The organism is Bradyrhizobium sp. McL0616, assembly GCF_049993385.1.
Classification (GTDB): domain Bacteria; phylum Pseudomonadota; class Alphaproteobacteria; order Rhizobiales; family Xanthobacteraceae; genus Bradyrhizobium.
In genome coordinates this window covers 943142-965319 of sequence record NZ_CP188255.1, presented here as the reverse complement: position 1 = coordinate 965319, position 22178 = coordinate 943142, and the positions used below count along the sequence as shown (strand labels likewise).

Below are 22178 nucleotides of genomic sequence, written 5' to 3'. Positions count from 1 at the left end.
TCGCCTACCGCCGCGCCGCCAGCAGGTTTGAAGGGGCTGCTTGCAAGGCGGCGCGCCTCTCGACCATGGCATGGTTGAACAGTTCGAGCACAAGGCCAAAGGCTGCCAGTTCCTCCTCCTCGATCAAGCCGCCATCGTAGCAGTCGAGCGTTTCCGCAATGATGGTGTCGACCTCCCGCTGCATGACCAGTAATTCGCTGTCGAATTCCGCGGTCCGCACTTTTGAGACCATGGCCAGAATTCTGTTGCGATGGATGGTATTTTCGTCCCTGTCGTCCCGATTCAAATATTGGCGCAACCAGGCGCCGGCCGAACCAACCCCCGAGAGAAGCAGGAGCGCGAACCAGAAGTAGTCGCCGTATCTGTCGAGGAAGGTGCGTTCAGTCCCGTCGATGACGGCCGCCGCTCCCCGATGTATCGGCAGCTCGCCTTCTTTCTCAGTGTCCGGCTTGGTAATCTGCGCAGCGCCAGGCACTTGCTTTGCAACCGCCTGCCGGAGGGCGAATTCCTGCCGGTAAAATGCCGCCACCGTCGTTTCGGACAGAGCCTTCCGCGCCACGATCAAGTGGCTGACACTGACTGTGTCCACCTTGTCATCCGGCCAGGCCGGATTCGCATTGAAAATGCTTGGCGGGATTTCCTCCGCTTCGTAACTCGGGTGCTTCAGGGCGATGGCTTCCGACGCATCGATCGCGAGAAACTTCGGCTCGCCGCGGGTCCGGGCCGTCGCCGCGATCGCGCCGGAGGTTATGTTGCTGTCGAGCGGACCGACCGCCATGAATGCATCGAGGGTGGGGTCACGCGCCAGCTCCTCGATTTGACTCGTGCCGAACTGCGTCACCGCGACCTTGTCCGTCTCCACGCCGGAGCCGCTCAGGATGACCCGAAGCAACGCAGCGTTCGCCGGCGTCCCGCCGATCACTCCCACCCTGTGCCCCGCGAGGTCGGCGATCTCCTTGATTTTCGGCGCTGGCTTTCTCTTGGAGCCCTTGCCCGCAAGTCCCGAAGGAGACCACAGCACGACGAAGTTCTTGCGCAAGATGACGACTGTTTGCGCGTCGGCCGGCATTTCCAGATCGCCACGACCGACCGCAAGGTCGGCCTTGCCAGCACCAAGCAGAGCGAGAGCTTCGACCGCTCCGGCCGTGACGATCGGCGACAGACGCACAGTCCTGCTTTCGTTGGCAAAGGCCTCGGTCATCGCCTCAATCACTTTGTGATCGTTGCTTCCCGGCGGTCCGACGGCAATCCGGAGAGTTATCGGCCGCAGCGCATAAAACAGTGTGCCCGCGGCGGCTCCAAAAATGAGAAATCCGATGGCCAAGATCAGCAGGAGGGTCTTCGTCCTTCTCCGCCCTCGGCGGTCTGCGTCAGTGGGTTTCATTTGCGCATCAGACGAGGACATTTGGCGCTGCCGGTCGGAGATCAAGATCGCTGCCTGCCTTGCAGGAATACCACGTTCTTTCAAAGGATGATAACGTCCGGGCAGCGGGACTTGTTTCCGAGGCTCGCGTAAACGCGAGACCCTTGCGGTTCCTCGGCATCCCGCCGGACATCTCTCGGCAAGGAGAGCCTTAGAATCTAAAGCGCAGGCAAGCCGGGCGGCGGCTTGCGCATGTGCGACGCCTGCTCGAACGCGTAGGCCAGACGCAGAAGCTTGTGCTCGCTCCAGGCAGGCCCTGCGAAGGTAACGCCGAGCGGATAGTCGGGCGTGTCCTTGTCGTCGGCCCCCGAGATGAAACCTGCGGGCACCATGACGCTGGGATAGCCCGCCTTCGCTGATATCACGCAGCCTCCGCTGCCGGGGAACAGCACGGCGTCGAGCTTGTGCTGGTTCATATAGGCGTCCATGCCACGCGTTTTGGCGGCAAGCAGGTCCATCGCACGCGCCGATTTGTATTCGCGCTCGCTCAAATCGCCCCTGGTCAAGTTGGCGGCGAGGAACAGGTCCTGGCCGAAACGCAGCGCCTTCTCCGCGTGCGCCTCGTTGAAGGCGACGATGTCGGCGATGGTCTTGATCTCTGTGCTGGTCGCCCAATTCTTCAAATAGAGATTGAGATCGTGCTTCAGCTCGTAGAGGAACACGATCCACTGCATCATCGCATTGCCCTTGTTGGGGCTCAGCGGATTGCGGTTGAGCACAGACATGGTCGTGCCTGGTCCGGCAAGCCAGCCGGCCGTCGGCATGTTGGCGCGCACGATGACGGCACCCAGATCCTCCAGCACCTTGATCGTCTCGGTCATCACCTTGACCCAGCCGGGTTGCAGCTTGCCGTAGTAGCGATCGTTCAGCGGGTCGGTTGGGTCGCTCGGCACACCGATGCGCGCGCCCTTCATCGCGTCGGAGGCAAGGCCCGCGGTGTAATCGGCCGGCCGCCGCTGCCGCAGCGTCAGGGGATCGAGCGGATCCTTGGCGGCCAGCACGTTGAGGAGCATCGCCGCGTCGCACACATTGCGCGTCATCGGTCCTGCGGTGTCCTGGCTGTGCGCGATCGGCACGATGCCGGCACGGCTGATCAATCCGACGGTCGGCTTGACGGTGACGAGGCCATTCTGGCTGGCGGGGAACAGCAGCGAGCCCGAAGTCTCGGTGCCGATCGAGGCGGCGCAAAAACCTGCGGCCACGGCGACCGCCGAACCCGAACTCGAGCCCCCCGGCGACACGACGGGAATGCCGCGATCGTCCATCAGCGTCGGTGCATAGGGGTTCTTCACCTGGCCGCCCAGCGATGAATAGCCCGAGGGCATGTCGATCGCGAGGATGTTCGCGAACTCCGTCAGGTTCGCCTTGCCCAGGATCACCGCGCCGGCCTTGCGCAGCAGCTTGACGATTGTGGCGTCGCGCCTGGCGCGTGCACCCTCCAGCGCCAGCGAGCCCGCCGTCGTCGGTTGCTTGTCGCCGGTTGCGATGTTGTCCTTCAGCAATATCGGAACGCCGGCCAGCGGCCGTTTGACCGACGGCCTGGTGCCGTCGAGCTTGCCCGCGATCGTGAGGGCGTCGGGATTGAGCGCGCGGACGGCGTTGAGCATCGGACCATCGCGGTCGTAGGCTTCGATGCGCGCGAGATAGAATTTGGTCAGCGCCGTCGCGGTGACCTGCCCCCCGGCCAGGGCATCGATGATGTCGCTCAAAGGCGCGTGTGCGAGCGTCAGCTTCGGCGCCTCGGCGGCGGCCGCGGCGCGACGGGTTGGCTTCTTCATGACGTGCCTCTTGGACGGCCGGACTGGCTTTACAGACATATGCTACAAATTGTAGCATTTATCCCGATTGCGCGACAAGCTGCCAGCCGAGGGGGCGACCGATGGAATACACGATCCGGCCTGCGCTGGACGATGACGCCGCCGACATCAGCGTGGTCATCCTGCGTGCGCTGCGCGAAACCAATGCCAAGGACTATACCGACGAGATCATCGCAAGGGTCGAGCTCAGCTTTAGTCCAGACGCCGTGCGCGAGCTGATTGCGAAACGCGCCGTCTTTGTCGCCACCATCGGCGACCGCGTCGTCGGAACGGCAAGCCTCGACGGAAGCGTCGTCCGCACCGTGTTCGTGGCGCCCGACGTTCAGGCCCAAGGGATCGGCAAGCTGCTGATGGCCCGGATCGAGCACATGGCGCGCACGCGAAACATTCCAGCCTTGACGGTTCCGTCGTCGGTCACCGCTGAAACATTCTACGCGCGGCTCGGGTTCAACGCCGTGCGCGACAGCTATCATGGCGACGAACGCACGATCATCATGGAACGCTTGCTCGATGCTCCCTTGCAGGGTCGGTAGCCCCGGCTTGATCGCTATCGCGAAATAGACCACCATCGCGCCACTTACCGCTCACACCAAGAATGGGCGAGGAAACGCTGATATGAACGCAACTCCCGGGGTTGGCCTGATCGAGCGGGCGCGGGCCATCGCACCGCTGATTGCGAGCGAGGCTGACGAGATCGAGCGGACACGGCGGCTGACGCCGGCGGTCGTGGGCGCGCTGACCGAGAACGGGCTCTATCGCGCGCTGCTGCCGCAGAGCCTCGGCGGCTCGGAGGCGCCGCCCGAGATCTTCATGCAGATGCTGGAGGAGATCGCGAAGGCGGACGCCTCGACCGCCTGGTGTCTCGGCCAATGCAGCGTCTGCGCGATGATCGCAGCCGCGCTCGATCACGACAGCGCGCACGAGATCTTCAACACGGCGCCTGGCATCCTCGCCTGGGGCGCGGTAGCGCATCAGGCGCGCGCGGTCGAGGGCGGCTATCGCGTCACGGCGCGCTGGGATTTTGCCTCGGGCTCACGGCAGGCGAGCTGGCTGGGGGCGCATGTCCGCATCACAGGTAGCGACGGCACACCGCGAAAAAATGCCGACGGCTCGCCGGAGATGCGCACCATTTTGTTTCCGCTTGCGAGCGCTGTGATGCACGACGTCTGGCAGGCGATCGGGCTCGCCGGAACCGGCACCGATTCCTACGAGGTGCACGACCTCTTCATCCCGGATCGCTTTGCCGCGTTCCGTGACGTGCCCGATGCCTTGCGCGAGCCGGGCCCGCTCTACCGGCTCCCGACCGGCTCGACGTTCAGTCTCGGCTTTGCCGCGGTCTCGCTCGGCGTGGCACGCGCCACGCTTGATGCCGCGATTGCGCTGGCGCGCGCAAAGCATCAGTCGCTTGCGGCGAGCGCCATGCGCGACAACCAGGCGGTCCAGGGCCTGATCGGCCGCACCGAGGGCGATCTTCGCGCGGCCCGCGCGTATCTCTACGCGACGGCGAACGCGATGTGGCGCGACCTCTCCGCGACCGGCACGTTCAGCCCGGCGCAGCGCAGCGCCGTTCGCCTCGCTGCGACCTGGACCATCCAGCAATCGGCCAAGGTGGTCGACACCGCCTATCACATGGCCGGCGCGACGGCGGTGTTTCGCAGCAATCCGTTCGAACGGCGCTTTCGCGACATGCACGCGATCACCCAGCAGATCCAGGCGCGCGACACGCATTATGAGGATGTCGGCAAGATGATCCTTGCCGAAAAACGCTAGTCGCCTGCGCGCACGAAGCTGCGGCGCTTTGTCCCTGCTTGCGACGAACGTCCGGTCTCCATGCACTCATCGCAGTGAGTCATGCAAAAGGATAAGGCGACCCCGTTGAAACACGGGGGCCATGCCGGCCTTGTTGTTAAGCAATTTCTGGGACCGTCCGGGAAAACCAAGATCAATCTTTTGGAATGCCCGGGGAATTTCGATGCTCAAGCTCAAGTCGATTGCGGCCCGCCTGATTCTCACCATCGCGCTGACCGTTGCTGTGGCGTGCGCCATCCTCTCCGGCTTCTCGATCACCCAGCAGCGGGCACTGACCCGGATGGCGCTCGATCAGCAGCTCAAGCTGCAATATGAGAGCGTGATTGCAGCGATCGACTATGAGGGCCGTTCGGCCTTGGCCGTCTCCGCCGTGATCGCCGCGCTGCCGCCGGTCGGCGACGCCATCGCCAAGGGCGACCGCGACAGCCTCTTCACCTTGCTTGGCGACGCCAACAAGGCGCTGAAGGCGCAGGGCATCCCGCTGATCACCTTCCAGCTTCCGCCAGCGATCTCGTTCTTCCGCGTTCACTCGCCGAAAACCTTCGGCGACGACGTTTCCGGGCGCCGCACCACCGTGGTCGAGGCGCTCAAGACCGGCCGCCAGATCGTCGGTGTCGAACCGGGCCGCGAGGCGCTCGGCATCTTCGGCATGACCCCGATCGTGCGCGACGGCAAGAACATCGCCAATGTCGATATCGGTGCCGCCTTCGGCAAGGAGTTCGTCGACCGCGCCAAGAAGCGCTTTGGCATCGACCTCGCGGTCTATTCCGTCGACGGTGCGTCGCTGAACAAGCTGTCCTCGACCTTCGGCGAAAACGCCGTCGCCAAGCCGGACGAGCTGAAAGCCGTGATCGGCGGCGCACCGCTGCTGCGCGAGGCCGAACTGAACGGTCATCCGGCCGAGGTCTATGCCGGGCCGATCAAGAACTACGCCGGCCAGCCGGTCGGCGTGCTCGAGATCATCAAGGACACGACCGAATACGAGGCCGGCTTTGACGCTGCGGAACGCAATCTGATCCTCGGCACGGTCGCGATCCTCGCCGCCGCGATTGTGCTGGCCTTCCTGCTCGGGCGCGGATTGTCGCGGCCACTGACCGCCATCACCGCGGTCATGAACCGTTTGTCGAGCGGCGACACCAGCGTCACCATTCCCGGCAGCGAGCGGGCGGACGAGCTCGGCACCATGGCCAAGGCGGTCGATGTGTTCCGCCGCAATATGCTGGACTCAGTCGCTATGCGCGAGGCGCAGGAGGCCGACAAGGCCAAGGCGGAGGTCGAGAAGCAGGCGCTGCAGCGCCAGATGGCCGACCGCTTCGAGGCCGACGTCAAGGGCGTGGTCGCGGCGGTCGCCAGGGCGACCGAGGGCATGCATCATGTCGCGGGCGAAATCACCTCCAGCGTCAACGGCACCTCGCAGCGCGCCTCAGCCGCGGCGACGGCGTCGGAAGAAGCTTCGACCAGCGTCAATGCGGTGGCGGCTGCGACCGAGGAGCTCGCCTCCTCCGTCACGGAGATCGGCCGCCAGGTCACCCATTCCAGCCAGGTTGCGAGCGGCGCCGTGGTCAAGGCCAGCGAGACGACGGAGATGGTCGCGAGCCTTGCGGCCTCTGCCGAGCGCATCGGCGATGTGCTGCGGTTGATCAGCGAGATTGCGAGCCAGACCAATTTGCTGGCGCTGAACGCCACGATCGAGGCGGCCCGCGCCGGCGAAGCCGGCCGCGGCTTTGCCGTGGTCGCCTCCGAGGTGAAGGAGCTGGCGAGCCAAACCGCGAAGGCTACCGACGAGATCGCGACCCAGGTTAATGCGATTCAGGCGGCCACCGGCAATTGCGTCATCGCGATTTCCGATATCAGCGGTACCATCCGCGAGATCAGCGGCATCGCCACGACGATTGCCGCTGCCGTCGAAGAGCAGGGCTCCGCGACACGCGAGATCGCCCGCAGCGTGCAGCAGGCGTCGACCGGCACTACGGAGGTTTCCGCGAACGTTGCAGGTGCAAGCCTCGCCGCAGATCAATCGCGCGCACTGGCTGGCAATGTGATGGTGGCGTCAGGCGAGCTCGGACAGCATGCCTCTGCGCTGATGAAGAGCGTGGATACATTCCTGGCTGGGCTTCGCGCGGCCTGACGGCGGCTGTGATTGGCCGCAATCTGCTTGATCTAAATCAAGCCTGCTGCAGCAACGCCATTTCCGTATAGGCCGTCGATGGCCGCGCCACAGCGCCGCCGCACAGCACGGAGATGGTTATGAGGTTCTCGAACTCTCTGCGTATTGCCGTTCTCGCCGCGGCCAGTGCCATGCTCGTCATGGGCGCCCAGGCCGGCCCGATGCCGACACATGTGACGACGATGACATCGATGATGGATCCGGCCACCACCGAAGTGCGCTGGGGCTACGGCTACCGCGGCGGCTACGGCTACCGCGGCGGCTACGGCTATCGCGGCGGCTTGGCTTATCGCGGTCGCTGGGGCTACCGCGGCTACGGCTATCGCGGCCTCGGTTACGGTGTCGCAGGCGCCGTCGTCGGCGCCGGGATCGCAAGTGCCTATGATGGAGGCTATCGCGGTTACTACGGCGGATACTATGGTGGCGGCTATCCCGCCTACAGCTATCCGCCCGCGTCGTATTACGGTTATGGCGGCGGCTATAGCTATGTCGACGACTCTTGCATGCCCTCCGGCCCGTACTCCGGCTACTAGAAGCGAACGTATCGAACGCTAAGCCACCAGCGCGGTGTCGCTCTCGTCACCGTCGATGCCGCGCTGCGCCGTCAGCAGGCTGATAATCTCGGCATTGGGGCGGGCCTTGCTGAACAGGAAGCCCTGGCCTTCGTCGCAGCCTTCGGCGCGGAGGCAGCTCAGCTCGGCTTCGGTCTCGACGCCCTCGGCGGTGATGATGACCCCCAAGCCTTTGCCGAGGCTGACGATGGAGCGGATGATCGCCTGCGACTCGCGGTTGGCGCCCAAATCACGAACGAACAACTGGTCGATCTTGATCTTGTCGAAAGGGAAACTGCGCAGATAGCTCAGGCTGGAGTAGCCGGTGCCGAAATCGTCCATCGAGATGCGCACGCCAAGTGCGCGCAGCGCATGCAGCGTCGCCAGCACCTGGGCGCTCTTCTCGAGCAGCAGCGTCTCGGTGATCTCGAGCTCGAGCCGGCGCGGCGGCAGGCCGGAATGTTTCAGCGCGTCCGTCACCACCGAAAGCAGATTTCCGCTGCGGAACTGGAGCGGCGAGAGGTTGACCGCGACGCGGACGTCGTCCGGCCAGGTCGCGGCATCGAAACAGGCGCGGCGCAGCATCAGCCCGCCGAGCGGATTGATGAGACCGGTGTCCTCGGCGACCGGAATGAACTCGGCCGGCGAGACCATGCCGCGCTCCGGATGCGGCCAGCGCACCAGCGCTTCGAAGCCGGTGATGCGGCCGCTCGAAAGATCGACCAGCGGCTGGTAGTACGGCCGCAGCACGTCGTTCTGGATCGCGTCGCGCAGCTCGACCTCGATCTTGCGGCGGGTCTGCGCTTTCGCATCGAGCGCGGCCTCGAAGAACGCGAAGGTCCCGCGCGCATCCAGCTTGGCGCGCGACAGCGCCATGTCGGCGCTCTTGAGCAGCTTTTCGGAATCATCGCCGTCACCGGGCGCCATCGCAATGCCGATGGAGGCGCCGATCACCACGGAATGGCCGTCGAGCAGATAGGGATCGGCGATGGCCTCCAGCAGCCGCTTGGCCAGCAGCACCGCATCCTCGGGGCGCGTCAGTCCGCTTTGCACGATCACGAACTCGTCCGAATTGAGCCGCGCCAGCGCGTCGTCCTCGCGCAAGCTCGAGCGCAGCCGCTTGGCAACGCCGCGCAACAGCTTGTCGCCGACCGCATGTCCGAGCGTTTCGTTGACCGCCTTGAAATTGTCGAGCCCCAGCATCAGCACCGCGACCTTCTCGGGGCTGCGGCGCGTGTGCAGCAGCATTTCGTCCATGGTCTGCCGCAGCAGATTGCGGTTGGGCAGGCCGGTCAGCCCGTCATGCTGGGCCATGAAGGCGAGCCGCGCCTCGGCGCGTTTGCGTTCGGTGATGTCCATCAGCGCGAGCAGCACCGCGGGCCGCTCGGCATAGGTCAATTCGCGCGAATAAATCGCAAGATCGATCAGCGTGCCGTCGGCCTTGACGTGCTTCCAGGTGCGCGCGGCCTGCTCCTCGCTGGAACGATCGATGGTCCAGGGCGACTCGCTGTCGAAGGCCTGCAAGGAGCGGATCTTCAGCTTCTCGAACTCGGCGCGGCTATAGCCGTAATGCGCGACCGCGGACTCGTTGACGCCGAGGATGCGCTCGTCGTCCAGCGCGCAAACGATCATGGGAACGGGATTGCCGTCGAACAGCAGGCGGAACGAGGCCTCGCGCTGCTTCAATTCGGTGATGTCGACACGCAGGCCGACGACTCCGCCGTCTTCGGTGCGGCGTTCCTCGATCAGGATGACGCGGCCATCCGACAGCGTCTGCTCGTGGCGCTTGCCGGGCTCATAGAGCTTCTTCAGCCGGTCGGCGATCCACTCGTCCTCGTGGCCCAAGGCTTCCGGATAATCACCGCGGGCAACGCCGATGCGCAGCGTATCTTCCAGCCGCGCGCCTTCCGCGAACAGATCGGCGGTCTTGCTGTAGATCTCGGAATATTGCTTGTTCCAGAGGACGTAGCGGCCTTCGGGGTCGAGGATGACGATGCCTTGCGGCAGCATGTCGACGGCCTGGCGCAGGCGATCATGCGATTTGCGGGCCTCGATGATGGCCGCGCCGCTTTCGGCGGGCTGATGGGGGGCGCGCGCGAATCGCGGCTTGCGCAGCCGCTGGCCGGCTGTCGCAAGCGCGGCGAGCTTTCGCTTTTTTGGTTTTCGAGACCCAAAACTCAACTTACATGTCCCAGTCGCGCCCAGCGACCGCAACTCTTGCGGCAAGTATCTGAAAAAACAGTAATCTTGGCGGGCTCGCCACCGTCGCGCGGATCGCGCGACGCGAGCTTTTTTGCCTGTTTGCGAGGCGGCGCGGCATCAGCGAGCGCGCCAAACCTGTGTCCGCGTCGCGATCGGCGAGCGCGCTGGCGCAAAATTGCGCGCTCTCTTGAATCATTTCCGCAATCGCGCGCCATTGCATGCCGGCTGCGGTGATTGCTCACTCCGCGCACGAATTTTGGTCAATGCAACATAGGGTTATCGCGCCGTTAAAAAGCGGCCGGTCAGTATGCGACTTTGGGATGATCTCGTTGGAACATGAATTTTTGCGTTGCGTGCCATCGCGCTGGCAGATCGCGTGCGGCATCGGCGCCGCGTTGGGCTATAAGGTGTCAGCATGAGTCCTCGCCGCATTGCCCCTCTCCTGCTTGTCATGACACTCTTGAACGCCGGCGGCACGCTGGCTCAGGACAAGGGCAGCGTCAACCCGAAGCCGCTGCCGCCGCTCGCCAATCCGAACGATCCCAAGGTCGGCGCCAAGGAGCTGTTTGCGCGCAAGCTGCTGCCCTCGACCGGGCCGGCGCACGTCATCGGCTCCTATGTCAAAGGCTGCATTGGCGGCGCCGAGCAGATGCCGCTCAACGGCGACAATTGGCAGGTGATGCGGCTGTCGCGCAATCGCAACTACGGTCATCCCGACATGATCGCGCTGATCAAGCGGCTCGCGGCCAAGGCGCACAAGGATGCGGGCTGGCCCGGCATTCTCGTCGGCGACATCGGCCAGCCGCGCGGCGGGCCTGCATTGTCCGGTCATGCCAGCCATCAGATCGGGCTCGATGCCGACATCTGGCTGACGCCGATGCCGGACCATCGTCTCTCGCGCGAGGAGCGCGAGGAGACGTCCGCGGTCATGATGGTGCGCGACGACCGGCTCGACATCGATCCGAAGGTGTTCACGCCCGCCCATGTGCTGGTGCTGCGCGACGCGGCGCAGGAGCCGGCGGTGCAGCGCATCTTCGTCAATCCGGCGATCAAGAAGGCGTTGTGCCGCGAGGCCAAGGGCGACCGCTCCTGGCTGTCGAAGATCAGGCCGTGGTGGGGCCACGACTATCACTTCCATATCCGCATGCGCTGCCCGGCGGGCGCCGGCGAATGCCAGGGCCAGCCGTCGCAATCCGAGGACGAAGGCTGCAAGGCTTCTGATTTCGCCTACTGGTTCAGCGACGGTGTGCTGCATCCCAAGCCGTCGCCGGAGCCGCCAAAACCACATCCGCCGATGACGCTGGCGCAGATGCCGGCGGCTTGTAAAGTGGTGCTGCATGCGGGGGACGCGAAGCCGTAACAAGTTCGTCAGCCGGCTGGTCCCTATCCCCCGGAATGCGCTAGGATCGCCTTGCCGCCGGGCCGTAAGCCCGCGGCATCCCGGGATGCGCATCCCGTACGTCAACAGCCTGACCGCAAGCCCGCGTCCCTCGCGTGGCCAATGATGAGATCTGACATGCGCGTCCTCACTTTCCTCGCCGTGCTTTCGCTCAGCGCCGCTCCCGCCTTCGCCGCGGAGGAACCCAGCGGCTGCGACAAGTTCAAATGGCCGATCGAACGCGAGCGCGCCGCGCTGACCGCGCCCGATCGCGCCAAGCTTGCATCGGGAAGCGAACAGGCGGGCTTGCCGTCATCCGCCATCACGCTGGGACTGGTTGCACCAAGCGAAGCCAAACTGCCCTCGCCGCCGGAGCGGGCGCCGAAGGACGGCACCTTTGCCGGCTTCACCAGCATCAAGACCGCGAAGGCGGGCCTCTACACGATCAGCCTCTCCACCGGGGCCTGGGTCGACGTGGTGCAGGACGGGCATTTCCTCAAGCCCGTTGCCTTCAGCGGCGCGACCGATTGCGACGGCATCCGCAAGACCATGAAATACGAGCTCTCGGACAAGCCCTTGGTGCTCCAGGTCAGCGGCGCCAAGGACAATGCGCTCTCGATCGCGATCCTGCCGGCACAATAGACCCGGCAGGTTAGAGGTCCGGCTGGTTAGACAAACGGTCGCCTTTCACCTCAAGCCCCAGCCTGCTATCTTCGCAGCTGCGATATCCCTGCCGGCCGTAAGCCGTTGCAGGGCCACGTGGAACAGCGCTTCCGCCGGTCGCAACGCATGACCCACAAACGCCAGTTGCGCGTGCGATTTTGCGCGCGGGCTCGCTCGGAGCGCACCCCATGTTTCGTATTGCCGGACTTTTCACCGCCTTCGTGATCCTCGCGGGCGCGAGCCTTTCGCCTGCCGCGGCCGAGGACAAGACCATCACCGTGTTCGCGGCCGCCTCGATGAAGAACGCGCTCGACGAGATCGACGCCGCCTACACCGCCAAGACCGGCGTCAAGTTCAGCGTCAGCTATGCTGCAAGCTCGGTGCTGGCCAAGCAGATCGAGCAGGGCGCGCCGGCCGATGTGTTCGTTTCCGCCGACACCGACTGGATGGACTACGCGACGAGCAAGAAGACCATCAACGAGTCGACCCGCGTCAATCTGCTCGGCAACAGCATCGTGCTGATCGCGCCGAAGGATTCCAAGATTGACAACGTCACGATCGCGCAGGGTTTTGACCTCGCCAAACTCGCCGGCGACGGCAAGATCGCGACCGGCGACGTCAAGTCGGTTCCGGTCGGCAAATACGCCAAGGCGGCGCTGGAGAAGCTGGGCGCATGGCAGGCAGCCGAGCCGAAATTCGCCATGGCCGAGAGCGTGCGCGCCGCGCTGACACTGGTGGCGCGCGGCGAGGCCAATCTCGGCATCGTCTATTCCACCGACGCCAAGGTCGAGCCCGGCGTGAAGATCGTCGGCACCTTCCCGGCGGATTCGCACCCCGCGATCATCTATCCGGTTGCGGCGACCACGACCGCGAAGCCGGAGACCAATGATTACCTCGCCTTCCTGCGCACGTCGGCGGCCAAGACGATCTTGGAGAAATACGGCTTCAAGTTCCTGATCAGCCCCACGACGTGATATTGCGACTTGATGTCCGAGATTTCGCCCGCCGAATGGACGGCGATCCTGCTCTCGCTCAGGGTCGCCGTGATCGCAACGCTGGTGGCGACGCCGTTCGGCATTGCGCTGGCGTGGCTGCTCGCCCGACGTGATTTCTGGGGCAAATCGGTTCTCGATGCGCTGGTGCATCTGCCGCTGGTGCTGCCGCCGGTCGTCACCGGCTATCTCCTGCTCCTTACGTTTGGCCGCCGCGGCCTGGTCGGTGCCTTCCTCGCCGACCATCTCGGCATCGTCTTCGCGTTCCGCTGGACCGGTGCGGCGCTCGCCTGCGGCGTGATGTCGTTTCCGCTTCTGGTGCGCCCGATGCGGCTGTCGATCGAGGCGATCGATCGCCGGCTCGAGCAGGCGGCAGAAACGCTCGGTGCCGCGCCTTTCAAAGTGTTCTTCACGGTGACGCTGCCGCTGGCGCTGCCCGGCGTGCTCGCCGGCATGGTGCTTGGCTTTGCCAAGGCGATCGGCGAGTTCGGCGCCACCATCACCTTCGTCTCCAACATTCCCGGCGAGACCCAGACGATTTCGTCGGCGATCTATTCGCTGATCCAGACGCCGGACGGTGACGCGGCCGCGGGCCGGCTCGTCATCATCTCGGTCGTGCTCGCACTCGGCGCGCTGATCGCGGCCGAATGGTTCGCCCGCCGCGCCACCGCGCGCCTGCACGGGAATTGACCATGCTGCGGGTCGATGTCGAAAAGAAGCTCGGTGAATTCTCGCTTCAAGCATCCTTCGAAAGCGAAGGCCGCGTCACCGGCCTGTTCGGCGCATCCGGAGCCGGCAAGAGCTCGCTGATCAACATGATCGCGGGCCTGCTGCGTCCCGACCGCGGCACCATCGTAATCGACGGCGAGACGGTCGACGACACCGCGGCCGGCATCCACATCCCGACCTGGCGCCGCCGCATCGGCTATGTGTTCCAGGACGCGCGGCTGTTTCCGCATCTCAACGTCGCACAGAATCTCGACTATGGAAGGCGGATGAACCGCCTCACTGAGGATGTCGCGCAGCACAAGCGCGTCGTTGATCTGCTCGACATCGGCACGCTGCTCGATCGCCGTCCCGGAAAGCTCTCCGGCGGCGAGCGCCAGCGCGTCGCGCTCGGCCGCGCGTTGCTGTCAAAACCGCGCCTGCTGCTGCTCGACGAGCCGCTCGGCGCGCTCGACGAAGGCCGCAAGCTCGAGATTTTGCCCTATCTGGTGCGGCTGCGCGACGAGGCCAATGTCCCCATGGTCTATGTCAGCCATGACGTCGCCGAACTGCGCCAGCTCGCCACGCAGATCGTGATGCTCAAGCAGGGGCGCGTGACGTCGTTCGGCGGGGTGAAGGTGCTGACGTGAGGGCCCGTGGCCCATCCCCGTCATTGCGAGCGTAGCGAAGCAATCCAGAGTCTTTCCGCGGTGGCAGACTGGATTGCTTCGCTGCGCTCGCAAGGACGGCGGAGAGGTCGGTGGGAAAAATCAGCGCTTCCGCCGCTTTGGCTTCACCGCCGCGAACACTGCAGCCAGATCCTCACCCGCCGGCGCGGCATCATCATCCAGATGCAGCCGGCTCTCCACATGCAGGAAATGCTCGCGCGACACCGCAATCGCCCGCGCCACGTCGCGGGCGCGCAAGGCTTCGACGATGGCGCCGTGTTCGTCGACGGCGCAGATTGAATCGGTGGCAGGCTCGTAGACCGAGACCATCACCGAGGAGCGGCTGAGCAGATCAGCGAGGAAGCGCGTGAGCTCGGCATTGCCGAGCGCTTCCACCAGATGGACATGGAACGCACCGGACAGCCGCACCGAGGCGGCGCGATCGCCGCGCGTGGCGGCGGCGCGCTCCTCGGCGAGATGGGCATTCAGCCGATTGATCAGGGCATCGTCGATATGGCGGACGAGCTGCGTCAGCACGCCGGCCTCGAGCACGCGATGCGCCTCGTAGACGCTGCGGACGTCGTCGAGCGTCGGGCGCGGCACCCGGGCGCCGCGGTTCGGAATCATCTCCAGCCGCCGCTCTGCACCCAGCCGGTGCAGCACTTTGCGGATGCGCTCGCGCGACACCCCGAAGATTTCGGCCAACGGCGGCTCGGCAAGCTTGGTCCCCGCCTTCAGCTTGCCCTCCAGCAGCGCGTGCAGGATGGCCTGATAGACCGCCTCGTCCTCGGCCGGATTGGCCTTGCCGTTTCCCTTGCCGCTCTGCCTGCGCTGCGTCGCCATGGCGATAGCTAGGCCCAAAGGATGCGCAGCGTCACCTCCAAAAAATGTGCACATTTGCCGCTGGGCTGTGCAGGAGACAGGTGCGCGATTAAATCAATACATTGAAATCACTTGCCTTTATTAAAATGTGCACATTTGGCATGGCGCTTGCTGCTGCTTCGTAGCAAGCTTTACGCACAACAAACGGGACATGCCCATGCACACCCCCTCCCGACGCAGCGTTTTGAAATCCGGCGCGGCCTTGACCGCGCTCCTCGCCGCCCCGGCGCGCCTGCGCGCCGCCCCCAAGGAGATCGTCATCGGCGGCCCCGCCGGCGCCGCGAAATATTTCAACGCCGATCTGTTTCCGGTGCTGGAGAAGAAGCTCGACTGCAAGGTGCTCTACGAGGGCACCAACTCGCTGACCAATCTTCAGAAGATGCAGGCCGACAAGGCCGCACCGAAAATCTCCGTGGTCATCATGGACGATCCGGTGATGCTGCCGGCCGCTAGCGAAGGGCTGATCACCAAGATGTCGGCATCGTCCATCGCCAATCTCGGCAAGCTCGTCGATAACTCGGTGCATCAGGACGGGATGTGGGCGAACTACCAGCGGCCCTGGGCCGGCATCGCCTATTCGACCAAGCGCATGAAGACGGCCCCTGGCAAGTGGGCCGACCTGTGGGACGCGAAATATGCCTCCAAGGTGATCGTGCCGTCGTTGTCCAACACCGAAGGATTCTGGACATTGCTCGCAGCCGCGCATCTCGAAACCGGCAAGCCCTACAAGGAAGCGCAGTACGAGATCGACGCCGCCTTCAAGAAGGTGAAGGAGCTGAAGCCGAACCTCCTCAACGTCTATACCAACGCGCCGCAGGCCATCAATCTGCTGGAGCAGGGCGAAGCCTGGATGATCGGCGGACAGTTTTCCGCCTACACACTGATCCGAAAAGCCGACGGTTCGCCGGTCGATCTCGCCGTGCCGCAGGATGGCGGCTTTGCGATGCCCTCCGGAATCGCGAAGGTAGCTGGGGCGCCGGCCGGCGATCTCGCGGATGCCGTGATCGACTTCTTCCTCAGCCCGGAGGCGCAGACCATCCTCGCTGATAAGGCTTTTGTCGCACCGACCAACAAGAACACGCCGACGCCGGCGGGATTTCCCGATCCGGCCTCGCTGTTCGCCCCGGACTGGGCATTCGTTGCGAAAAACCGTGCCGGCTGGGTCGACCGCTGGAGCAAGGAGATGACATGAGCGAGAGCAGCCCGCATCTCGTCGTCCGCGGTGTCTCCAAGCGCTACGGACCGACGACGGTTCTGGATCACATCGACCTCACCATCCGCCGCGGCGAACTCGTCACGCTGCTCGGCCCTTCCGGTTGCGGCAAGACCACCCTGCTCCGCGCCATCGCGGGGCTGGCGCAGCCCGACACCGGCAAGGTCGAGCTCGCCGGGCGCGATATCACCAACGTGCCGCCGCACAAGCGCAATGTCGGCGTGGTGTTCCAGAGCTATGCGCTGTTCCCGCATCTCACCGTTGCCGGCAACGTCGCGTTCGGACTGAAGGTGCGCGGCGCGGCCAAGCGCGAGATCGATGTTGCGGTGGAGCGCGCGCTGGCGCTGGTCAAGCTCGGTCATCTCGGTGGGCGCCGCATCTCGGCGCTCTCCGGTGGCCAGCAGCAACGCGTGGCGCTGGCGCGTGCGATTGCGGTCGAGCCGGACGTGCTGCTGTTCGACGAGGCGCTCTCCGCGCTCGATCGCAAGCTGCGCGAGGAGATGCAGGTCGAGCTGCGCCGCCTGCTCCAGGATGTGAAGGCGACCGCGATCTTCGTCACCCACGACCAGGACGAGGCGCTGACCATGTCGGATCGCGTCGCGGTCATGAACAAGGGGCGCATCGAGCAGCTCGCCGAGCCGCGCGAGCTTTACTTGCGGCCCGCCAGCCTGTTCGCGCTCAATTTCGTCGGGCTGTCGACCCGCATTTCGGGGACCGTGCTGGCGACCAACGGCGACAAGGTCGATGTCGAGACCAAGGTCGGCCGCCTCTCCGCCCTCGGCAATTTCCAGGCGGGCTCGCCCGTCATCGTCGCGGCGCGCCCCGAACAGCTTCGTCTTGGTGAGCAGGGCGAGGCCAACTCCGCGGCTGGTCGCGTCCGCTCCGTGGTGTTCCAGGGCTCGCGTACGCTGGTCGAGGTCGATGCCGGCGCCGGCGAAAGTCTGCTCGCCGAACTCTCCGGGCGCGACGGCGCCATCCCGCGGGTGCATGACGAGATCCGCCTGAGCTGGCCGGTGGCCGAGACCTTTGCGTTTCCGATGGAGGCGCAGGCATGAGCGAAGCAGCGCTGCCCGCACCCGTCGCGGCGCCCGCGGTCGATCGCGAGCGGCTGGCGGCGATCGGCTTCGTGCTGCCGTCCTTCGTCATCATCGCCGGCGTGTTCGCGCTGCCGCTGGTGCTGCTGCTCGGCGTTAGCATCGTCGATGCCAACGGACTGACTCTCGCGCATTACAAGCGCCTGCTCGGCACGCCCTATTATCTCGGCGTGATCTGGAATTCGCTGCGGCTGGGACTTCTGACCACGCTGATCGCCTTCCTGATCAGCTATCCCGCCGCCTTCGCGCTGGCGCGCGCCCGCGGCGCCCTGCGCTCGATCCTGCTGGCGACGCTGTTCCTGCCGCTCGCGGCCAGCGTCATCGTCAAGGCCTTTGCCTGGACGATCCTGCTGCGCAGCGACGGCATCGTCAACGAAACGCTGATCGTGCTCGGCATCATCGAGGACCCGATCCGGATGATCTTCACCGAGACCGCGCTGATCGTCGGCGCCGTCAACATCTTCCTGCCCTTCATGATCCTGCCGATCTACGCGATCGTCGCCCAACTCGATCCGCGCTATGCGGAGGCCGCCGCCACACTCGGCGCCTCGCCGTTCCTGACGTTCTTCCGCGTGATCCTGCCGTTGACGTTGCCCGGCATCATCGCGGGCGTCGCGCTGGTGTTCTCGCTCTCGGTGTCCGCCTATGTGGTACCGACGCTGCTGATCGGCGAAAGATATCCGACGCTCGCGACCACGATCGCAAAAGCCTATCTGCTCGCGCGCGAGCCCGGCTTCGGCGCCGCGGCCGGCGTCGTGCTGCTGGGAATCGCGATTGCCGTTGTTGCGCTGAGCGCGCGGCTGTCGCGGGAGCCGAAGTGATGACGCGCGCTGCAATCATCGTCTGCTGGGTGATGGCGATCGCGCTGGCGCTGTTCTTGCTCGCGCCATTGCTGGTGATTGCTGCCGCAAGCTTCTCGCCGACACCGGTGTTCGATTTGCCGCTCACGGGCGCATCGACGCGTTGGTACGGCAAGATCGGCCGGCTCGACGGCTTCTGGCCGTCACTGTTGCTGTCGCTTCAGATAGCGCTGTTCTCGACCGCGATCTCGCTGGTCTGCGGCACGCTCGCCGCCATCGCGATCGCACGCGGAAAGCTGCCGGGTGCGGGCATCTTTGCGACCGCGCTGGTCTCGCCGCTGATGATGCCGGGCCTCGTGCTCGGCATCGCGCTGCTGCAGGGTTTTCGCGCCATCGGCTTCACCGCGCCCTGGGCGACGCTGCTGGTCGCCCATCTCGTAATCACGCTGCCCTACGTCGCGCGCACCATGATCGCGGGACTTGCGCGGTTCGACTTCACGCTGATCGAGGCGGCGCGCACGCTCGGCTGCACCTATCCGGGCGGCGTGCTGCGGGTGATGGTGCCGGCGCTGGCGCCGTCGTTCCTGATCGCCGGCATCTTCTCGTTCCTGGCATCGTTCGACAATTATCCGGTCTCGATCTTCCTCGCCGACGTCCGCACCAAGACGCTGCCGATCCGGATGCTGCAATATATCGAGGAGGCGCCCGATCCGACGCTCGCGGCGCTCTCCACCCTCATCCTCGCCGGCACGGTGATCCTGCTGTTCGTCAGCGATCGCGTCGTCGGCCTGCATCGCATGGCCGGAACCTCGGATTGATCCATGAGCAACGAACCCAGATCTTCGCATCGCGACTTCATCGGCTATCGCGGCCAACCACCAAATCCGCGCTGGCCCGACAATGCGCGCGTGGCGGTGTCGCTGGTGGTGAATTTCGAGGAGGGCTCCGAGTTCTCCGTCAACGACGACGATGCGAATAACGAAGCGATCTACGAGGTCGTGCACCGGCTCGACGGCCCGGATTCCTGCATCGACAGCCACTTCGAGTACGGCACGCGCGCCGCATGGTGGCGCATCATGAACCTGTTCGACGCGCACGGCGTCAAGGTCACGGTGAGCTCCTGCGGCCGCGCCGTCGAGCGCTCGCCGGAGCTCGCGCGCGATGCCATCGCGCGGGGCCATGAGGTCTCGGCCCATGGCTGGCGCTGGCAGAGCCACGCCGAGATGGACGAAGCCAGCGAGCGCAAAGTCATCGCGAGGACTGTGGCAGCGATCGAGCGCGTCACCGGGCAACGCCCGGTCGGCTGGCACACGCGCTCGGCGACATCGCCGAACACGCGGCGGCTTTTGGTCGAGGACGGCGGCTTCCTCTACGACAGCGACGCTTACAATGACGATTTGCCCTATTACAGGGAAGTCAGCGGCAAGCAGCATTTGGTGCTGCCCTACGCTTTCGACACCAACGACATGCAGTATTACAACGCCTCGCGCTTCAGCGGCGCCGATTTCGCCGACTATGTCATCGACGCGTTCGAATGGCTGAAGCGCGAGGGCGAGACGGCGCCGAAGATGATGTCGATCGGCTTGCATCTGCGCATGATCGGTCGTCCCGGCCGCATCGGCGCGCTGGAGCGGATTCTGGCGCATATCACCGGCAGCGGCGCCGCATGGATAGCCCCGCGCGCGGCGATCGCGCGGCACTGGATGAAGGCGGTGCCGGCGGGGGAGTGATTTTACAGCGGGCGATGATGGCGAGATGCAGGTTTCTCGTACGTCAATCTCGTCATTGCGAGCGCAGCGAAGCAATCCCGAATCTTTCCGCGACAACAGTCTGGATTGCTTCGCTACGCTCGCAATGACGGAGCCCGTGGCTGATTCCGCCCTACCAAACTGAATGCAGAATGCGCGGGAGCTAAACCCCAGCCACCGACGCCCACAGCTCCGCAAGCTTGCGCCGCCATACTTGCATGCGCGTCAGCGGCGCGGGCGTTTCGTCTTCTTCCGGCAAGCGGAGGCCGACGACGTTGACGCGGCCGCCGGAGATGCTTCGGGCAACCAGCACGATCTCTCCCAGCGGGAGCTCCGCCCCTTCCTTCGGCGCGCGGTCGAGATGGACGTCGAACCAATCGGCGAGCGTCAGCTTGCCCTCGTCCTCGCCGACCTTCACGCCGTAGATCTCGGCGAGCTCGGCCAGCGTGTGCTCGCCGGAGACCATGAAGTCGCCGAGCAGATGCGGATCGGGCGCCGTGCTTGGCTGCATGTCGACGAAGAAGCGATCGAGCGACTCGGCTTTTTCCGGCGGCGCCAGCAGATAGATGTAGTCGCCGGGCGCGACCGGGTCGGCTTCCGCGGGCGTCAAGATGTTCTGGTTGCGGATCACCAGCGTCGGCTTGGACCAGGACGGGATCAGGCCGCGGCGGAAATACAGGCTCTTGGGCCGCACCGGATAGCCGACCAGCTGCTGCTCGAGCTGGCCGGGCAAGTCCAGTTCGACACGCCGCGGACCGCGCTCGGCGCGCGGCAGCGCCACGTGCAGCTTGCGCGCGGCGGGTGCCAGCGTCCAGCCTTGCAGCAGCAGCGAGATAATGACGACGACGAAGGCGACGTCGAAATAGAGATAGGCCTTCGACAGGCCGACCAGCATCGGGATCGACGCCAGGAAGATCGCGACCGCGCCGCGCAGGCCGGTCCAGGCGATGAAGATCTTCTCGCGCCAGTTGAAGCGGAACGGCGCCAGGCACACGAACACCGCGATCGGCCGCGCCACCAGCATCAGGACGAAGGCGACCCCAACCGCCGGCAGCACGCTGGCGCCCAGCCGGCTCGGCGAGACCAGGAGGCCGAGCAGCACGAACATCACGATCTGCGCCAGCCAGGTCGCGGCGTCGAGGAAAGCCACCACCGAATTATGCGCGCGCGTCGGCCGATTGCCGATGATGATGCCGGCGAGATAGACCGCGAGGAAACCGGAGGCGTGCATGATCTGCGAGCCGCCGAAGATCACGAGCGCGGCAGTCATGACGAAGGGCGCATGCAGGCCCTGCGGCAGCGCGACCTTGTTGAGCGCGATGACGACGAGACGCCCGCCAAAGAAGCCGACGAGGGCGCCCAGCGCCGCTTCCAGGGCGAACTCCATCAGCACGTGACCCGCCGTGCTCGATCCCAGCGAGATGTATTCGACCAGCATCAAGGTGAGGAAGATCGCGAAGGGATCGTTGGTGCCGGATTCCGCCTCCAGCGTCGCGCCGACGCGCGGGCGCAGGCGCAGGCCCTGGGTATGGACCAGCAGGAACACCGCGGCAGCGTCGGTCGAGGCCACCACGGCGCCGACCAGCAGCGATTCCGTCCAGTTGAGGTCGAGGGCGTATTTCGCAAATGGCGCCGTGATCAGCGCGGTCAGGAGCACGCCGACGGTCGCGAGCACCACCGAGGGCGCCAGCACGGTGCGAATGCTGGCAAAGCGCGTGCGCAGGCCGCCGTCGAACAGGATCAAGGCCAGCGCCACCGAGCCGACCAGGTAGGTGGTGCGGACGTCGTCGAACTGGAGCTGGCCGGGGCCGGCATCGCCGGCCAGCATGCCAATCGCAAGGAACACGAGCAGCAACGGCGCGCCGAAGCGCAGCGCGAGCAGGCTCGACAGGATGCCGGCCATCACCAGGGCGGCGCCGAGCAGAATAGCGATGCTGACGGAGTCGAGAGAGGCCATCCACCTTCCGGTTACAAAACGCTGGCAAATCGCTGGCAAATCACTGGAATGGCATCCTTATCGTCGGCACACTCCCGCGCCAACCCATTTTCTCCCACTCGCGGCAATC

At 65.2% G+C, this 22178-nt stretch carries 19 protein-coding genes; 14 read left to right on the top strand and 5 right to left on the bottom strand.

Going from position 1 to position 22178, the window contains the following annotated elements:
- Positions 1-4: 4 nt before the first annotated feature.
- Together ACPPVR_RS04660 and ACPPVR_RS04655 are read right to left on the bottom strand one after the other, a co-directional pair.
- A complete protein-coding gene (locus ACPPVR_RS04660; protein WP_426613093.1) occupies positions 5-1384 on the bottom strand; it encodes a TAXI family TRAP transporter solute-binding subunit in 1380 nt (459 codons plus the stop codon).
- Positions 1385-1581: 197 nt separating this feature from the next.
- Positions 1582-3201, bottom strand: coding sequence for an amidase family protein (locus tag ACPPVR_RS04655; protein WP_426613092.1), 1620 nt, complete (start codon positions 3199-3201; stop codon positions 1582-1584).
- A gap of 101 nt (positions 3202-3302) precedes the next feature.
- Between ACPPVR_RS04655 and ACPPVR_RS04650 the strand changes: the two genes are divergently transcribed.
- From ACPPVR_RS04650 to ACPPVR_RS04635, 4 genes are all read left to right on the top strand, one after another.
- Positions 3303-3773 carry a GNAT family N-acetyltransferase gene (locus ACPPVR_RS04650; protein ID WP_426613091.1) on the top strand — a complete coding sequence of 157 codons (471 nt, stop codon included), beginning with the start codon at positions 3303-3305 and terminating at the stop codon, positions 3771-3773.
- 82 nt (positions 3774-3855) lie between these two features.
- Positions 3856-5010, top strand: coding sequence for an acyl-CoA dehydrogenase family protein (locus tag ACPPVR_RS04645; protein WP_426613090.1), 1155 nt, complete (start codon positions 3856-3858; stop codon positions 5008-5010).
- A 202-nt stretch (positions 5011-5212) separates the two neighbouring features.
- A complete protein-coding gene (locus ACPPVR_RS04640; RefSeq protein WP_426613089.1) occupies positions 5213-7177 on the top strand; it encodes a methyl-accepting chemotaxis protein in 1965 nt (654 codons plus the stop codon).
- 119 nt (positions 7178-7296) lie between these two features.
- Positions 7297-7749: a hypothetical protein gene (locus ACPPVR_RS04635; RefSeq protein ID WP_426613088.1), complete on the top strand. Its 453-nt coding sequence runs from the start codon at positions 7297-7299 to the stop codon at positions 7747-7749.
- 18 nt (positions 7750-7767) lie between these two features.
- Here the strand turns inward: ACPPVR_RS04635 and ACPPVR_RS04630 are convergent, their stop codons facing one another.
- Positions 7768-9993 (bottom strand): putative bifunctional diguanylate cyclase/phosphodiesterase, encoded by a 2226-nt coding sequence (locus ACPPVR_RS04630; protein ID WP_426613087.1) that lies wholly within the window; start codon positions 9991-9993, stop codon positions 7768-7770.
- 391 nt (positions 9994-10384) lie between these two features.
- On the opposite strand from ACPPVR_RS04630, the gene mepA reads away from it, so the two are divergent.
- The 5 genes from mepA to modC all read left to right on the top strand — a co-directional run bounded on the left by mepA (position 10385) and on the right by modC (position 14357).
- Positions 10385-11329, top strand: a complete 945-nt coding sequence (gene mepA / locus ACPPVR_RS04625) for a penicillin-insensitive murein endopeptidase (protein WP_426613086.1) — start codon at positions 10385-10387, stop codon at positions 11327-11329.
- Between the two features lie 156 nt (positions 11330-11485).
- Entirely contained in the window at positions 11486-11989 is a 504-nt protein-coding gene (locus ACPPVR_RS04620; RefSeq protein WP_426613085.1) for a hypothetical protein, read from the top strand.
- Positions 11990-12198: 209 nt separating this feature from the next.
- Positions 12199-12984, top strand: a complete 786-nt coding sequence (gene modA / locus ACPPVR_RS04615; protein WP_426613084.1) for a molybdate ABC transporter substrate-binding protein — start codon at positions 12199-12201, stop codon at positions 12982-12984.
- Between the two features lie 12 nt (positions 12985-12996).
- Positions 12997-13692, top strand: a complete 696-nt coding sequence (gene modB, locus ACPPVR_RS04610; protein WP_426613083.1) for a molybdate ABC transporter permease subunit — start codon at positions 12997-12999, stop codon at positions 13690-13692.
- Positions 13693-13694: 2 nt separating this feature from the next.
- Positions 13695-14357 carry a molybdenum ABC transporter ATP-binding protein gene (gene modC, locus ACPPVR_RS04605; RefSeq protein WP_426613082.1) on the top strand — a complete coding sequence of 221 codons (663 nt, stop codon included), beginning with the start codon at positions 13695-13697 and terminating at the stop codon, positions 14355-14357.
- A gap of 120 nt (positions 14358-14477) precedes the next feature.
- Here modC and ACPPVR_RS04600 read toward each other — a convergent pair whose 3' ends face one another.
- The gene (locus tag ACPPVR_RS04600) at positions 14478-15224 is read right to left on the bottom strand and encodes a GntR family transcriptional regulator (protein ID WP_426616331.1); all 747 of its coding nucleotides are present in this window, start codon (positions 15222-15224) and stop codon (positions 14478-14480) included.
- A gap of 190 nt (positions 15225-15414) precedes the next feature.
- Between ACPPVR_RS04600 and ACPPVR_RS04595 the strand changes: the two genes are divergently transcribed.
- The 5 genes from ACPPVR_RS04595 to ACPPVR_RS04575 are packed head-to-tail and all read left to right on the top strand — an operon-like array spanning position 15415 to position 20094.
- A complete protein-coding gene (locus ACPPVR_RS04595; RefSeq protein ID WP_426613081.1) occupies positions 15415-16449 on the top strand; it encodes an extracellular solute-binding protein in 1035 nt (344 codons plus the stop codon).
- Complete coding sequence (locus ACPPVR_RS04590) at positions 16446-17525, top strand: ABC transporter ATP-binding protein (protein ID WP_426613080.1); 1080 nt, start codon at positions 16446-16448, stop codon at positions 17523-17525. Before ACPPVR_RS04595 ends, ACPPVR_RS04590 begins: the two co-directional genes overlap by 4 nt.
- Complete coding sequence (locus tag ACPPVR_RS04585) at positions 17522-18385, top strand: ABC transporter permease (protein WP_426613079.1); 864 nt, start codon at positions 17522-17524, stop codon at positions 18383-18385. Before ACPPVR_RS04590 ends, ACPPVR_RS04585 begins: the two co-directional genes overlap by 4 nt.
- Complete coding sequence (locus ACPPVR_RS04580; RefSeq protein ID WP_426613078.1) at positions 18385-19182, top strand: ABC transporter permease; 798 nt, start codon at positions 18385-18387, stop codon at positions 19180-19182. The genes ACPPVR_RS04585 and ACPPVR_RS04580 overlap by 1 nt, the downstream gene beginning before the upstream one ends.
- 3 nt (positions 19183-19185) lie before the next feature.
- Positions 19186-20094 carry a polysaccharide deacetylase family protein gene (locus tag ACPPVR_RS04575; RefSeq protein ID WP_426613077.1) on the top strand — a complete coding sequence of 303 codons (909 nt, stop codon included), beginning with the start codon at positions 19186-19188 and terminating at the stop codon, positions 20092-20094.
- Positions 20095-20275: 181 nt separating this feature from the next.
- On the opposite strand, the gene ACPPVR_RS04570 is transcribed toward ACPPVR_RS04575, so the two are convergent.
- Positions 20276-22069 (bottom strand): potassium/proton antiporter, encoded by a 1794-nt coding sequence (locus tag ACPPVR_RS04570; protein ID WP_426613076.1) that lies wholly within the window; start codon positions 22067-22069, stop codon positions 20276-20278.
- Between the last annotated feature and the right edge of the window lie 109 nt (positions 22070-22178).